The following is a 13,603-nucleotide window of genomic DNA, read 5'->3' on the forward strand; positions in this document are numbered from 1 at the left end:
ACAACATGCTGCCGATCGTCGAGCAGTTGGCGGATTGCCAGACGCATGCCGAGCGTGCGGACTGGCTGATGCGCTGCCCGAACTTCATCTTTCACCGTGATCCCCTGGTGTTGCGCCGCATCCTGAATGCCGCCGGCCTGATCGCTGGCGCCGCCTATGTCGATGCCAAATTGGCCGAGCAAACCGCCACCCGCCTCGCGGACGGTTCGTTGCCTTTGACGATCCGCGCCAACGTCTACGCCGCCGAAATCGATCTGAAGATAGCGGCGCGGAAGGGAGGTGCGGCATGATGTATCCCTGGAAGCGCAAAGAAGTCATCGGCGATTGCACGCTCTATCTCGGCGACTGCCTCGATATCCTGCCGACGCTCGAAAAAGTCGGTGCTGTGGTCAGTGATCCGCCTTATGGGATGGCGTTTCGAAGCAACTTCCGCACCATTAAGCATTCGTCCATCGCCAATGATGGCAACGTCAGTCATCTGGTTTCGACCTGTGCGATAGATGCAGAGCACTCAAAATATATCTTCTGCCGTTGGGATAACCTATTCGACGTTCCCAAGCCGAAATCACTCGTCACCTGGGTAAAAAACAACTGGTCGATGGGTGATCTTGAGCATGAGCACGGTCGCCAGACGGAAGTCGCCCTGTTCTACCCTGGTCCAGCACATGATTTTCCGCGTGGCAGGCCAACCGACGTCATCAGCGCTCCGAGAACGGGAAATGCCTTTCATCCGACCGAAAAGCCAGTTCAGCTGATGATGGCTGTCGTTGAATGGACGCGCGGCGTTGTGCTCGATCCTTACATGGGCAGTGGCACGACGGGCGTCGCGTGCGCCAGGGGGGGGCGTCCCTTCATTGGAATAGAAATCGAAGAAAGCTATTTCGAAATCGCCTGCCAGCGCATTCGAGACACGTATCGCCAGGGAGACATGCTCACTCATTCCCGGTCGACGGCGCCGGCTCCGAAGCAATTCGGCCTTGCGTTGGGAGGATCTGACGAATGAGCAACGCCCGTTTCTCCATCATCCCAGCATGGATTGTCACAGATATGCGCCTGAAAGGCAGCGATCTCAAGGTGCTTTGCCTGCTCGGCACATATACGAACAAAGAGGGTTGGTGCCGCCGCAGTCAGGTCAAGATGGCCGAGCAATTGGGTTGCGGACGCTCGACGGTACAAGATTCGCTCAATCGCCTGGCTAATATCGGGGCCGTCGAAAAGCGCAAGGTTGATAGCGCCGATGGTCGCGACAGCGCCCATTGGTACCGTGTCATCCTCGATCGCGTCTTGGGAGCCGATGTCTTCACCGCCTTCGACGAGGAAGACGAAGAGGAATTCGGTCCTAGATCCGGCTCTCAGGCCGGCTGCACCCCTGCCGGCACACCGGCACCCCCTGCCGGTATACCGGCACCCCCTGCCGCCCCTAGACCGGCACCCCCTGCCGGCTCTGGGCCGGCACCTATTAACGATACTCTTAACGATCCTTCTAACGATCGAGAGAGAGCGCGGGATGCGGGCGAAGAGGATCTGAAAAAGATCCAGCGTGATTTCAAGCGCTGGTATCCGACCTGGCCGACTTACATCGGCGACAGCGAAGATGCTGCCTGGCGCGCCTTCCAAGCCCTGACGGCGGATGAGCGCGCGGCTTGCCTCGACCGAACGCCCGAGTTCATCAGCGCCGTGAAGGCCATCAAAGGCAAGTTCACCTATGCCAGCGTCTATCTGAAGGGCAAGGCTTGGGAGAAGCTTGGCGATCCCAGATCAGAACTGGCGACGCCTGTTGTTCACAATCCTTACAGCCGCGCATGGATGGCTTTGCGTCTCGCCGAGCTGCTTAAGCCGATGGCAACCGCCATGCCTGTCCTGACCGCATTCCAGCGTGCGCAGGTGGCGGCGGGTGGTGATGCTGCCCGCCAGGTGGAGCGCGAGCGCCGCGAAAAATACGGCTGGCCGAAGGTAAACACCATGCATCAGTTCGCCGAACGTGCGCAGGGCGTGACCGTGCCGGCGCAGCTCGTCGTGATCTCGGAAGGCTTTGAGAGATTGCACCGCGACAGCGAACAGGCTGCCGCGTGGCAGGAATTGCATGCACGGAAGGGCTGGCCGTGGCTTCCTCTTCCGCAAGGCGTGAACTGGCTGTTCTTCCCGGCAGGCGAGCCGGCGGAAGCAATGGCGGAATTCGAACGGGCAATCAGCGAGGGACGTGACAATGACCATGCATAGGACAATCACCATGGGCGACAAATTCGACATGGCACGGCTGATGCCGATACTCGAAAAGCAGGCGCATCTGCGTTCGATTCGTGCCCGCATGCTCGATCTGGCGAGCGCGAATCAGGACGGCGAACGTCATTGGTATGTGCTGGAGACCTTCGCCAGCTGCGAAAGGGCTGTGGAAAAGCGCCTCGCCGATGAAAATGTTCGTGCCTATCTGCCGATGATCGACGGCGGCAAAGCGGTCATACGTCATCGCGTTGTACAGCGTTTACCGCGCCCTGCCCTGCCCGGTTATTTGCTGGTTTCTCTCGTGCCGTCACCTGCAGCCTTCGCCGCTTTGAGCAATTTGAAGCAGGTGGTTGGCTTCGTTGGCGTCGCCGAGAAACCGCATCGTGTATCCGATGAAGATGTGAACAGATTCAAGATCAAGCTCGGCGAGTATGATGCGAACAGCGTCCACTCCGAGAAGTTCGCCAAGGGTGATTGGGTGCGCTTTGAGGAAGGGCCTTTCATCGGCTATTCCGGCCGCATCGTGAAGATCCGCAAGATGTCTGTGATGCGCGGCATGAAGCCGATCGGGGTAGAGGCGATCGTTGAGATACGCTTCGGCGATCAGGTAAAGCCGATCGATACCCCTCTTGCACTGCTCGAAAAACTGTGAGCTTATTTGCCCTGCGGATGATCTGATGATCCTGAGCAAGCGTTTGACCCGCCCGACAAGAACGGGCCGGAAGTGAGGGAAACCTCCACGTGGGTATGCCGGTCAGACCCTGCCTTGACGGTCTCAAACGGAGACATCGATTCAAGGCCAGTGCGCAAGCTATGTCTCCCGACTTGAACGATAGGCGGCCTTAGGGCCGCCTTTGTCGTACATAGGGTATGGCAAGCAAGCCGAAGTCCTTCCGCCTTCGTGGCACGCCGACCAGTCGGCAGCGCGAACGCGAGTATGACCGCGAGCGTGATCAGCGCCCTGGTCGCCAATGGTATAAGACCGGGCGTTGGCAGAGCGAGCGACGGCAGTTCCTTGCTCTTCCTGAAAACCAGTTCTGCAGACGATGCGAGCAAGCTGGCCTGCTCAATGCCGGTCACCTGACGATGCACGGCGAGCTGCAGAGCAACCCACGGCGCATGCATCTGGTCGTCGACCATATCAAGCGCCACCATGGCGACGAGCGCCTCTTCTGGGATTGGTCGAACTGGCAGCCTCTCTGCCCCGATCACCATGACATCGTGAAGCAGGCGGAAGAGAAGGCGGTCAGGCCCTCCTAGGGGGGGCGGGTCAAAAGTCTGGAGGCCTGAGGGCCTAGACCGGTGGGTGTGCCCGCGCGCATCGCCGCGAAATTAGCCGAATTATTTTTTTTCTCTCTCGCCAAGATAGGAGGGCGAACGATGACGCGTGGTCGTAAGCCCGACACGGCGGAGCAGCAGGCAGCAAAGGGTGCACCGGGAAAGCGCATGACCGCGCAGCAGGCGCAGAAGGTTCGCGATACCAAGCCCATCGCGATCTCTGTTGGTCGCGTCATGCCTCCGAAGTGGCTGACGAAGAACAGGAAGGCCGTCGAGGTCTGGAACGAAATCGTTCCGAACCTGCAAAAGCTGAATCTCATCAACGAACTCAGCAGTGGCCCGTTTGCGCGGTATTGCACCTATGTCGTCGGTTGGATTGCTGCCTGCGAGACGGTGCGCAAAGAAGGCGCCTGGTACGACGCGGTCGGTACCAACGGCGAACCGCTGAAAAAGATGCATCCGGCATTCAAGGCCATGGAGAGCTACCAGAAGTTCTTCAACGATATCGAGCCGTCCTTCGGCCTGCGCCCGGATGCCCACTACAAGATTATGCGTGACCAGGCGGCTGCCTTCGGCCTTGGCAACCTGCCTCTCTGGGGCGGTCAGCCGGCGGCTGCTGGCGAGAAAACACAGCCGGCGCCCGAAGATCCGAAGCCGGAAGCGGGCCAGCAAGAAGCAATGGGCCTGCTGAAATCCTTCGATTCCGCGCCGCCGAGCCGCCCGAATTGACCGATGGACGGCGTATCGACGGCGGCTATTCAGGCTTCTGCCGGTGCGCAGCTGTGGCCGGAGCCGGAATGGATCAAGGAGGCCGCCGATAATCGCGGCTGGGAGTGGGCGCGCACCGCCTGGCGGCGATGCTGCACGGTTGCCGGCGCCTGGTTCGACTATGCCAAGGCTGACGCGGCGGTAAAGCTCTTCCCGGAGATCTTTCGCCTGACGGAAGACCGATTCGCCGGCAAGCCCTTCCGCCTCGGCCTGTGGCAGGAAATTATCGTCCGTCTGCTCGTAGGCTGGAAAGCGCCAAACGAGATCATCGACGAACAGACCGGCGAGCCGACCGTTGTTCATGTCCGGATCTTCCGGCGCCTCATGCTTTGGGTGCCGCGTAAGAATGGCAAATCGGAGTTTTTGGCAGCGCTATCGCTGCTGTTCTTCATCCTTGACGGCGTTGTCGGCGGTCAGGGGTTTGTGTTTGCCCGCGACGAAAAGCAGGCGCGGATCATCTTCGACAAGATGAAGGCCATGATCAGCATGTCGCCCTCTCTCGGCGATGCGCGCATGTTCAAGAAGTCGATCTATTTGCCGAAGATTCGAGCGCTGTTTGAGCTGCTATCGGGCAAACCTGAAGGTAAACACGGCAAATCGCCGACCGTCATAACCGGCGACGAAATGCACGAGTGGGAAACGCCGGATCTGGCGAACTTCCTGCGCCAGGGCACCGGTGCCCGTCTTGAGCCGATTGAGCTGTACGCGTCCACGGCGGGCGTCAAATCGAACAAGACCGGCTATGCGCTGTGGGAGGAAAGTCAGTCGATCCTTGAGGGTCGTATTGACGATCCGACGACACTGGTCGTCATTTTCGCTCTTGCTGAAGACGACGATTGGGAAGATGAGGCGAACTGGTCAAAAGCAAACCCCTCGCTTGGGATATCGCCGACCGTACAATTCCTGCGGCGCGAAGCGGCCATCGCCAAGGATAACCCCCGCGCCGAGGCGCATTTCCGCTGTTACCACGCCAACCAGTGGATTGATGCGGTTGTTCGCTGGCTGAACCTGAAAAAGTGGGATGCCTGCACAGCTGACGCCACGATGTGGAAGAAATGGCGCGACGGTGAAGGGCTTGAGGGCAGAAAGTGCTTCAGCGCCTTCGACGTGTCTGCAAATCAGGACATCACCGCGCGCGTTCTGGCATTCCCGCCTGATGAGACGACAGATCGGTGGATTCTCTCGGCGAAATTCTGGGTGCCGGAGGCAATCGCGCCACTTCGGACCAAACGCGACCGCATCTCCTACGATCAGTGGGTGAAGATAGGCGCGATCGAGCCGACGCCAGGCGATTATGTCGATCAGAGCTTTGTCCAGCATCAGCTGGAGGATGATCTTGAGCGGTATGATGTCGAGTTGATGGGCTACGACCCTTGGAACGCCGTCAAGCTCTACACGGACATGGTGAAGGGCGGCGTTGACGAAGAGCGCTTCCTGAAGATGCGCCAGGGCATCCCGACGCTGGGCGAACCGACGAAGTTTTTCGAGCGCCTTATCATGTCCGGAAAGCTCGATCACGGCGGCCATCCTGTCCTGCGATGGATGGCTGGCAACGCCGCAGTCAAGTTCGATGACAATCTGAACTATGCGCCGACGAAAAAGAAGTCGGCCGAAAAGATCGACGGCATCGTTGCGAGCGTGATGGCTGTCGGCCTGTCGATGGCCGAGACGGAAGAAGAAATGCCCTCCCTGGAGTTGCTATGAACCTGCGAGATCGTATAGCCGGCCTGGTCGCCGGGCGGGACGTTTCGTTGCCGCCGCTGGACAAAAGCGTGGAGCCGCAAATCTCGGCTGCAGGCGAGCCGTTTATTCCGGCGCCGATGATCACGCCTGGCACAGAAATGTGGAGCGTCTTCTCCGAGGTCGCCGGTAAGCTGCCGGCGCCGACCGAGCGCACGGCCCTGACGGTCTCGGCAATTTATGCCTGCGTCAACATCATTGCGGGCGCGATATCGGCGCTTCCCGTCAACATCTATCGCATGAACCTGAAGAATGGCGAGCGCGACCAGATCTATGATGACGATCTGCTTTGGGTGCTGAACGAGCAAATGACAGCGCGTTGGGCCGCCGCCACCGGCTGGGAATTCCTCGTTCAGTCGCTTCTGTTGCATGGTGACGCCTTCGCGATCATCAATCGGAAACCCGGCGGTGCTATCGATGGGCTGACGCCGACGCATCCCCTGCGTGTCACGGTCGGGGTCTGGCCTGACGGATCACGCCTTGTCTATGCGGTCGCGCCGGAGTTTCCCGGCAGCTCGAAAGAGGCGTACCAGATCGTCGACCAGGACGACATGCTGCATATCCCTGGCTTTGGCTTTGACGGGCTGCGCGGTCTCTCTCCCCTGCGCCATGCGCTTCGGATGACGGGCGCCTCGGCCATCGCCATGCAGGAATTTGCCGCCAACTTCTTCGCCAACTCGGCGCGCCCGGATTATGCGCTCGGCACGGAACAGAAGTTCGACGAGAAGCAGATAAAGCAGCTTCGTGCCGAGATCGAGGAGAAGCACCAGGGCGTCGGCAATTCCCATCGGCCGATGCTGCTGCATGGTGGCCTAAAGATCCTGCCGATCACCATGCCGCTGAAGGACATGGAGATGGTCGCGACGCGTCAGCTTCAGATCGAGGAAATCGCTCGCATCTATGGCGTGCCGCCTTTCATGATCGGCCATAACGAAAAGACCACAAGTTGGGGTTCCGGTGTCGAAGCAATGGCGGTCGGCTTTGTCCGTTTCACCCTTCGTCAGCACCTGACGAAGTTCCAGACCGAAATGAACCGCAAGCTCTTCCGAACCGCATCGCGTACCGCCGAGTTCGACACATCGGATCTTGAGCGGGCGGACATGAAGTCGCTCTTTGAATCGCTTCGCACAGCGATGGGGCGCGCTGGCGAGAAGCCGCTTATGTCCCAGAACGAGGCCCGGCGCGTCATCCGACTGAAGCGCGTCGAAGGCGGCGACAATGTCGACGGTATCCCCGCCACCCAGCCAACAAACCAGAACGGATCTCAGCCATGAACAAGCTATTCGCCCTCTTCGCGGCCAATAAGAAGCGCGGCTCGTTTCACGCGGAAGGCAACACGATCTATCTCTATGACATGATCGTCGATGACGAGATGGAAGCCGAATGGTTCGGCGGGATCTCGCCAGCCGGCTTCATTTCGCAGCTGAAGGCTATGAAGGGCGACGTTGCGATCCGCGTAAACTCACCGGGCGGTAGCGTCTTCGGCGCCGTGGCGATTTGCCAGGCCATGCGCGAATATGATGGCAACATTACCGTCCACGTCGACGGCTATGCTGCATCCGCCGCTTCAGTGATCGCCGTCGCCGCTCCGAAAGTGGTCATGGCGCCCGGCTCTTTCATGATGATCCACAATGCTTGGACGTTCGCCATCGGCAATGCCAACGATTTAATGGCTATGGCTGGCGTTCTCGAAAAGATCGACGGCAGCATCGCCGATTCCTACGCTGCCAAAAGCGGCAAGGATGCCGCTGAATTTCGTGATCTGATGGCGGCGGAAACGTGGTTCACAGCTGCAGAAGCTGTCGCCATGGGCATTGCCGACACAATCGCGGAAGACAAGCCGAAGGCGGCGGCTCAATGGGATATGAGCGCATTCGCCGCCGCTCCCAAGCTTGCCGAGCCCCCTGCCGAGCAGGACCATGATGCCATTTCCATGCGGATCAGGCAGCACGCCGCCCGCATGTTGACCAGAGCTGCCTAGCGCGCCGCGCTTGCAGATAGACGGCCGGCAGATCGGCCATTTCAACCAACCGAAAGGATATGACGATGTCTCTACAGGCATTGAGGGAAAAGCGCGCGGCTAAGGCTAAGGCGCTCAATGAACTGGTGAACAAGACCGACTGGAATCCGGAAAAGGACCAGCCGGTTTATGACGCCGGTATGCAGGAAATCGACGAGATCGATGCTCATATCAAGCGCATTTCCGACATGAACGAGAAGGTTGCCCGCGAAACGCTGAACAATGGCGTTATCGAGGCCTCCGAGCGTGCCGGCAAAGACCAGAAATCGGCAGGCGCCGCCGTTTACGCCAAATGGCTGCGTAATGGCGATAAGGCCCTGACGGCAGAGGATTGGGAGATCGTGCGCAACACGATGTCCACCACGACGCCGAGCGAAGGCGGTTATACGGTTGCCACCGAAGTCGCAACTTCCGTTCTTGAGGCTCTAAAGGCTTACGGAGGCATGCGCGCCGTCGCCGATGTCATTCAGACAGCCTCCGGTAACCCGATGACGTTCCCGACCTCCGATGGCACCTCGGAAGAAGGTGAAATTGTCCCGGAAAATACGGCGGCGACGGATGCTGATGTCAGTTTCGGCACCACCGGCCTTCCGGTCTACAAGTATTCGTCCAAGGTGGTTACCGTGCCGTGGGAGCTGCTGCAGGATAGCAGCGTTGATATCGAGGCCTTCGTTCGCGGGCGCCTCGTCACGCGCCTCGGCCGCGTCACCAATCGTCACTTCACTGTCGGCACAGGTGTGGCCCAGCCCAACGGTATCATGGTTGCGGCTCCGATCGGTGTGACGGCGGCGAACGGCTCTTCTCAGGTGACGAGCGTCACCTATGATAGCCTGGTCGACCTGCAGCATTCGGTCGATCCCGCCTATCGTGAGGGCGGCGATTGCCGGTTCATGATGAACGACGACACGGTGCGCATCGTTCGCAAGATCAAGGATGGTCAGCAGCGCCCGATCTTTGTTCCGGGCTATGAAAGCGGCAATCCTGGTGGCGCGCCCGATCGCCTGCTTGGATCGCCGATCCAAGTCAACCAGAGCGTCGCATCCATGGCTGCTAGCGCCAAGTCCATCGCATTCGGTGACTTCAACAAGTACAAGATCCGCGATGTCATGGCGATCCAGATGTTCCGGTTCACCGACTCCGCCTACACCAAGAAGGGCCAGGTTGGTTTCCTCGCATGGATGCGTTCGGGCGGTAACTTCACCGACATTGGCGGGGCTGTGAAGACCTTCGTCAACGGTGCCTCCTAACAAACAAGGGCTTATTCGGGTTGTCGACTGACGGCCCGATTTCTTCCTGATGTCGAAACAAGGAACATGACCATGGCAAATGAAAAGAAAGGCGATGGCGAAGCCGTCGCAACGAAGCGCGTCAAGTTGCTGTCCTTCCTCAGTGGCAAGGATGGTTCGCTGCCTCCAGCCTCGGTTGTCGATCTGGATCAGACGGAAGCGGAACGCCTCATCGAGCTCGGCGCGGCCGTCGAGATCGACGAAGTTAAAGCCGACGAAGAGCAGAAGGGCTAACCATGCCTGTCCAAGTCATCACGCCTCCGGCCCCGATCGTGACGCCGGCAGATATTCCTGGCGGTCATGCCGCCGATGACGCCACGATCGTAGCCATGATCGCGGCCGTCACGGAAGATATCGACGGTCCTGGCGGATGGCTTGGACGCTCGCTCGGAAAGCAGACGCTGGAATTGACCTTGGGGCGCCCCAAGGACTGCTCTGCGAAGTCATTTCCTTCGCGCGCAATCGCGTTGCCCTATCTGCCCGTCATCGCGAATGCGGTGACCGTGAAATATCTTGACCTTGATTTAGCGGTCCAGACAGTCGACCCGGTAAGCTACAAGGTCTTTGACGATGCGGTCTGGTTCAATTCGGACTTCATCTTTCCTGCCGTCGCCGACGCTCCGGATGCCATTCGCATCCGGTACGATGCTGGGTACGGCGGATCTACCGGCAATGGTTCGGTTCCGGAGCGGGCAAGGCAGACGATCATTCTCTGTGTTCAGGATCTCATGCGCCTGCAGGCGAGTGATTTCGCCGTGCGCTCCGAGACTGTCGAAGGCGTCGGCGCCACGAATTACCTCGACCAGGATCGCGTCAGCGCCATCGTGGAAAAAACATGCGAGCGACTGCTCGCCAGGCTATGGGTGCCAGTGCTGTGACGCCGGATGTTGCCATCGCCATGCTCGATCGCCAACTCGCGCAGCACGGCAAGACGGTCACTGTCATGCGCGGCAATCCGGATGCGCCGGCCGCCTCCGTCTCTGCGAAAGGCTTCGTGCGCGGCGACAGGGCGACGGATATTTCCGGCGAGAGCGGGATTCTGCAGCGCACGAGCACCATCGTCCTGTCGCCGACCGATTTCGCAGCGTGGCCCGCGCCGCTGCCTCGGAAGGGCGATTGGGCGACAGTCGCCGGCCAGACGCGCACGATCGTCGAATTCGACCATATCGCCCTCAACGATATCGTGGTCCGCATAGAGCTGACGGTGGAAGACTGATGGCGAAGTTCGAGACATTCGATCGCGATATCAAGATCGCCACCGCAGGCCTGTCGGAAGAGGCAATATCGACTGCCCTCGCCAAGTTCGCCCGCTCCGAGCTTGCGCGCGTCATACAGAGCAAACAGGGCACGTCTGCGTATTCGCGCTTCGTCAACGGCCGCGAGGGCGCGGTTGAGGAAAGCGTCAAGGCGCCAGGTCCCATCGTCTATGTGTTCTCGTGGTGGCAGTCGATCATACAGGATGCGCTTGCCGCCCTGATCGCAGTCAGCCCGACGAAGACAGGCCGCTTCGTGAAATCCTTCATTGTCATCGTCAACGGGCGCCTGGTGACGGACTTTTCCGATATCGAGCCCGGTTCGGAAGTCATCATCACCAATGCGCAGCCCTATGTCCGCAAGATTCAGGTCGGCGCCATGAAGATGAGCGTTCCGCCGCGCATTTTCGAGCAGGCCCGTAAGGCACTGCTCGCCAAATACACCCAGCAGCTCATCAGCTGCCAGGTCACCTTCCTGGATATCGAAGGCGGCGTGCATCCGCTGATCCCTTACATTCTGAAGGGCCACCAGCGCAGTGTTGTGGTCAGCAAGTCAGGTCGAGCGCGGAGCCGCCGCAAGGATACCGAAGCCGGTCAGCCGCTCACCTATCCAGCCCTCGTGTTGAACATGGTGCATTGATGTCCAGCCTGGAAGCCTATGACGCCATCCATGATTATCTGGTTCCCGCATGGTCCGGCCCGACGCTGGCTTTCGAGAATGATGGCTTCACGCTGCCCGAAACGCCGACGCTCTGGGTTCTGGTCGAGATCTTCGGCGATATCTACGAGCAAGCCTCGATCGGTGCCGAAACGGTGCGTTCGAACCTCTGGCGTGAAGAGGGGCAGATCCAGGCCCATTTCATGACGCCGCGCGGCTCCGGCACGCGGGAAGCCCGGCGATATGCTGTGCAGTTCCTCGATCTCTTCCGTGGGCAGGAGATCGGCGACATCATTTTCGAAACCGGATCGATCGGCGCCGGCAGTGCAGGCGATACGACCGGCGCCTACTTCCGCATGACCGCGACGATCGACTGGCGCCGCGATTTCTAGCACCCGGCCGTAATCGGCCCTTACCCTGATGGAGAAAGACCATGGCTGGTAGTGATACCAATCGCGTCCGCATGACCACCGTGCGGGAAACTTCGCTCGGCGTCACGCCGACGCCAACGCCGCGCATGCGCGGCCATCGCTTTACCGGTGAGACCTTGGCCTATGAGCCGGTCTTCATCGACTCCGAAGAGATCCGCGACGACCGCATGAATTCCGATCCGATCAAGGTCGACGAGACCAATCAGGGTCCGGTCAACGGCGAGATTTCTTATCCGGTGGATGGCTCGCCGCTGTCGCAGTTTCTCGAAAGCCTCTTCTTCAACCCGTGGGTCAATACACCCTCGCGTGACAATGACGGCACGGCGGCCAGCGTCATTACCGGCGTCACGGCCTCGACCGGTGTCATCGCCGTGACGGCCGGCGCCGCCTTCGTTCTCGGCCATCTCGTGCGCCTCTCCGGCTTCGCGCAGGCAGGCAATAATGGCCTCTTCCGCATTACCGCTGGCTCGGCCACGGTCCCGGCCGTAGGTGCGGCACAGTTGACGGATGAGGCGGCGCCTCCGGCCACCGCGCGCGTCAAGGTCGTCGGCGCGCAGGGCGTGGCCGGCGATATCGCCGCCGTCGCCGATGGTCTTACCGCGACCGCGCTCGATTTCACCACGCTCGGCCTCGCTGTAGGCCAGTGGATCAAGGTTGGTGGCACAGGCGCCAATTTCCGTTTCGCAACCGCCGCGACGAACGGCTGGGCGCGCATCGTCGCCATCGCCGCAGGCAAGCTCACGCTCGACAATCTGCCGACAGGCTGGGCCGCCGATGCGGGTGCTGGCAAAACCATCCGCATCTTCTTCGGTGACAGGCTGAAGAACGGCACGACCACGCTCAGCCAGACGATCGAGCGCGGCTGGATGGGTCAGGCCGAACCCTCCTACATCATCCAGCGCGGCATGGTCGTCGGTCAGGGCGAGTTCACCTATGAGAGCAGGGCCATCGCCAAATATGTCCTCACCTTCAGCGGCATGACTGGCGAGGCGACGACCGTATCGCTCGACGATACGCCTGATCCGGTGACCACGAACCGCAGCATGGATTCCGCCGTCAGCGTCGGCCGCATCGCCGAGAATGGCGTCGCGGTCGGCGGCCCGAACTTCGTTAAATCGGCCGGCATCACCATCAACAACAACCTGCGCATGCTCGATGCCATTCGCAACGATGGGAAGGTGGGCGCGGTCGATATCGGCACGGGCAGCTGCGACGTGGCCATCAGCCTGCAGACCTATTTCGGTTCGCTCGATCTGCTGACCAGGCTGTTCAACTCGGCCGTCACCAATCTCAACCTGCGCATTGCGAAGGATAACCAGGCGCTGATTACCGCCGTCCCGCGCATGACGATGACGGGCGGCAGCACCAACGCGCCGGGCAAAAACCAGGACTCCATGCTGCCGATCACCGCCAAGGCCTCCAAGGATCCGCTGACCTCGGCGCATATCCTGATGGATCGCCTGGAATATTTCGAAGTCTGATTTTCAACGAAACGGAACGATACAATGGTTGTGAAACTCGCATCCCTCAAAGCCGATCTGGCGCGCGAAGCCAAGGGCGACTGGATTGACTATCCAGATTTGCCCGGCGTCGCCTTCAAGGTTAGCTCCACTCTGTCCGAGCCGTTCGTGACCGAACGCGATCTCTTTCTGAAGAAGATGGCGGCTCGCAATAAGCCGGTCGGGCCGAACGATCCGGAAATGGTGCGCGGCATTGGGCAGCTCTATTGCCAGCACATCCTGCATGACTGGAAGGGCTTTGACGCTGCCTATTCCGAAGAGGTGGCGCTTGAGGCTCTGACGGATGTCGCCCATCGCGACTTGCGCAATGCGGTGGATTGGTGCGCGCGGAAGATTGCAGAGGTGAATGTCGAGTTCGTGGATGCTGCAGTAAAAAACTCCGAAGCGCCTTCCGCTGGCGGCTGACAGAGGAAGGCAATAACGACT

The 13,603-nt window shown here is 60.0% G+C and carries 17 protein-coding genes; all 17 read left to right on the forward strand.

What is annotated here, in order from left to right; all coding sequences use genetic code 11:
* The first annotated feature begins 5 nt into the window (after nt 1-5).
* A complete protein-coding gene (locus FHT84_RS15720) occupies nt 6-290 on the forward strand; it encodes a hypothetical protein (RefSeq protein ID WP_183763203.1) in 285 nt (94 codons plus the stop codon).
* A complete protein-coding gene (locus FHT84_RS15725; RefSeq protein ID WP_210278864.1) occupies nt 287-1,003 on the forward strand; it encodes a DNA methyltransferase in 717 nt (238 codons plus the stop codon). Before FHT84_RS15720 ends, FHT84_RS15725 begins: the two co-directional genes overlap by 4 nt.
* Entirely contained in the window at nt 1,000-2,220 is a 1,221-nt protein-coding gene (locus FHT84_RS15730) for a helix-turn-helix domain-containing protein (RefSeq protein ID WP_183763084.1), read from the forward strand. Before FHT84_RS15725 ends, FHT84_RS15730 begins: the two co-directional genes overlap by 4 nt.
* Before the next feature lie 28 nt (nt 2,221-2,248).
* A complete protein-coding gene (locus FHT84_RS15735) occupies nt 2,249-2,875 on the forward strand; it encodes a transcription termination/antitermination NusG family protein (RefSeq protein WP_183763082.1) in 627 nt (208 codons plus the stop codon).
* A 218-nt stretch (nt 2,876-3,093) separates the two neighbouring features.
* Nucleotides 3,094-3,483, forward strand: a complete 390-nt coding sequence (locus FHT84_RS15740; protein WP_183763080.1) for an HNH endonuclease — start codon at nt 3,094-3,096, stop codon at nt 3,481-3,483.
* 120 nt (nt 3,484-3,603) lie between these two features.
* On the forward strand, nt 3,604-4,230 hold the full coding sequence (locus FHT84_RS15745; protein ID WP_183763078.1) for a phage terminase small subunit P27 family: 627 nt from the start codon (nt 3,604-3,606) through the stop codon (nt 4,228-4,230).
* Between the two features lie 3 nt (nt 4,231-4,233).
* Nucleotides 4,234-5,973, forward strand: coding sequence for a terminase TerL endonuclease subunit (locus FHT84_RS15750; protein ID WP_183763076.1), 1,740 nt, complete (start codon nt 4,234-4,236; stop codon nt 5,971-5,973).
* Complete coding sequence (locus FHT84_RS15755) at nt 5,970-7,283, forward strand: phage portal protein (protein ID WP_183763074.1); 1,314 nt, start codon at nt 5,970-5,972, stop codon at nt 7,281-7,283. Before FHT84_RS15750 ends, FHT84_RS15755 begins: the two co-directional genes overlap by 4 nt.
* Nucleotides 7,280-7,990 (forward strand): head maturation protease, ClpP-related, encoded by a 711-nt coding sequence (locus FHT84_RS15760; RefSeq protein WP_183763071.1) that lies wholly within the window; start codon nt 7,280-7,282, stop codon nt 7,988-7,990. Before FHT84_RS15755 ends, FHT84_RS15760 begins: the two co-directional genes overlap by 4 nt.
* Before the next feature lie 65 nt (nt 7,991-8,055).
* Nucleotides 8,056-9,276 (forward strand): phage major capsid protein, encoded by a 1,221-nt coding sequence (locus FHT84_RS15765; protein WP_246698546.1) that lies wholly within the window; start codon nt 8,056-8,058, stop codon nt 9,274-9,276.
* A gap of 72 nt (nt 9,277-9,348) precedes the next feature.
* Nucleotides 9,349-9,549 carry a hypothetical protein gene (locus tag FHT84_RS15770; RefSeq protein WP_183763064.1) on the forward strand — a complete coding sequence of 67 codons (201 nt, stop codon included), beginning with the start codon at nt 9,349-9,351 and terminating at the stop codon, nt 9,547-9,549.
* 2 nt (nt 9,550-9,551) lie between these two features.
* Nucleotides 9,552-10,193 carry a hypothetical protein gene (locus FHT84_RS15775; RefSeq protein ID WP_183763061.1) on the forward strand — a complete coding sequence of 214 codons (642 nt, stop codon included), beginning with the start codon at nt 9,552-9,554 and terminating at the stop codon, nt 10,191-10,193.
* Nucleotides 10,151-10,531, forward strand: coding sequence for a hypothetical protein (locus FHT84_RS15780; RefSeq protein WP_183763058.1), 381 nt, complete (start codon nt 10,151-10,153; stop codon nt 10,529-10,531). Before FHT84_RS15775 ends, FHT84_RS15780 begins: the two co-directional genes overlap by 43 nt.
* A complete protein-coding gene (locus tag FHT84_RS15785) occupies nt 10,531-11,208 on the forward strand; it encodes a hypothetical protein (protein ID WP_183763055.1) in 678 nt (225 codons plus the stop codon). Before FHT84_RS15780 ends, FHT84_RS15785 begins: the two co-directional genes overlap by 1 nt.
* Nucleotides 11,208-11,618, forward strand: coding sequence for a hypothetical protein (locus tag FHT84_RS15790; RefSeq protein WP_183763052.1), 411 nt, complete (start codon nt 11,208-11,210; stop codon nt 11,616-11,618). The genes FHT84_RS15785 and FHT84_RS15790 overlap by 1 nt, the downstream gene beginning before the upstream one ends.
* A 41-nt stretch (nt 11,619-11,659) precedes the next feature.
* Nucleotides 11,660-13,138 carry a phage tail tube protein gene (locus FHT84_RS15795; RefSeq protein WP_183763049.1) on the forward strand — a complete coding sequence of 493 codons (1,479 nt, stop codon included), beginning with the start codon at nt 11,660-11,662 and terminating at the stop codon, nt 13,136-13,138.
* Between the two features lie 24 nt (nt 13,139-13,162).
* Nucleotides 13,163-13,582 (forward strand): hypothetical protein, encoded by a 420-nt coding sequence (locus FHT84_RS15800; protein WP_183763046.1) that lies wholly within the window; start codon nt 13,163-13,165, stop codon nt 13,580-13,582.
* The last annotated feature ends 21 nt before the right edge of the window (nt 13,583-13,603 follow it).

Origin of the sequence: Rhizobium sp. BK289, from assembly GCF_014193575.1 — a bacterium.
Classification (GTDB): Bacteria; Pseudomonadota; Alphaproteobacteria; order Rhizobiales; family Rhizobiaceae; genus Rhizobium; species Rhizobium tropici_C.

Coding starts and splice junctions, on each gene's coding strand:
- FHT84_RS15745 (WP_183763078.1), top strand. CDS start 3,604: ATGACGCGTGGTCGTAAGCCCGACACGGCGGAGCAGCAGGCAGCAAAG.
- FHT84_RS15765 (WP_246698546.1), top strand. CDS start 8,056: ATGTCTCTACAGGCATTGAGGGAAAAGCGCGCGGCTAAGGCTAAGGCG.
- FHT84_RS15725 (WP_210278864.1), top strand. CDS start 287: ATGATGTATCCCTGGAAGCGCAAAGAAGTCATCGGCGATTGCACGCTC.
- FHT84_RS15735 (WP_183763082.1), top strand. CDS start 2,249: ATGGCACGGCTGATGCCGATACTCGAAAAGCAGGCGCATCTGCGTTCG.
- FHT84_RS15750 (WP_183763076.1), top strand. CDS start 4,234: ATGGACGGCGTATCGACGGCGGCTATTCAGGCTTCTGCCGGTGCGCAG.
- FHT84_RS15740 (WP_183763080.1), top strand. CDS start 3,094: ATGGCAAGCAAGCCGAAGTCCTTCCGCCTTCGTGGCACGCCGACCAGT.
- FHT84_RS15770 (WP_183763064.1), top strand. CDS start 9,349: ATGGCAAATGAAAAGAAAGGCGATGGCGAAGCCGTCGCAACGAAGCGC.
- FHT84_RS15755 (WP_183763074.1), top strand. CDS start 5,970: ATGAACCTGCGAGATCGTATAGCCGGCCTGGTCGCCGGGCGGGACGTT.
- FHT84_RS15730 (WP_183763084.1), top strand. CDS start 1,000: ATGAGCAACGCCCGTTTCTCCATCATCCCAGCATGGATTGTCACAGAT.
- FHT84_RS15760 (WP_183763071.1), top strand. CDS start 7,280: ATGAACAAGCTATTCGCCCTCTTCGCGGCCAATAAGAAGCGCGGCTCG.
- FHT84_RS15795 (WP_183763049.1), top strand. CDS start 11,660: ATGGCTGGTAGTGATACCAATCGCGTCCGCATGACCACCGTGCGGGAA.
- FHT84_RS15800 (WP_183763046.1), top strand. CDS start 13,163: ATGGTTGTGAAACTCGCATCCCTCAAAGCCGATCTGGCGCGCGAAGCC.
- FHT84_RS15775 (WP_183763061.1), top strand. CDS start 9,552: ATGCCTGTCCAAGTCATCACGCCTCCGGCCCCGATCGTGACGCCGGCA.
- FHT84_RS15720 (WP_183763203.1), top strand. CDS start 6: ATGCTGCCGATCGTCGAGCAGTTGGCGGATTGCCAGACGCATGCCGAG.
- FHT84_RS15780 (WP_183763058.1), top strand. CDS start 10,151: ATGCGAGCGACTGCTCGCCAGGCTATGGGTGCCAGTGCTGTGACGCCG.
- FHT84_RS15790 (WP_183763052.1), top strand. CDS start 11,208: ATGTCCAGCCTGGAAGCCTATGACGCCATCCATGATTATCTGGTTCCC.
- FHT84_RS15785 (WP_183763055.1), top strand. CDS start 10,531: ATGGCGAAGTTCGAGACATTCGATCGCGATATCAAGATCGCCACCGCA.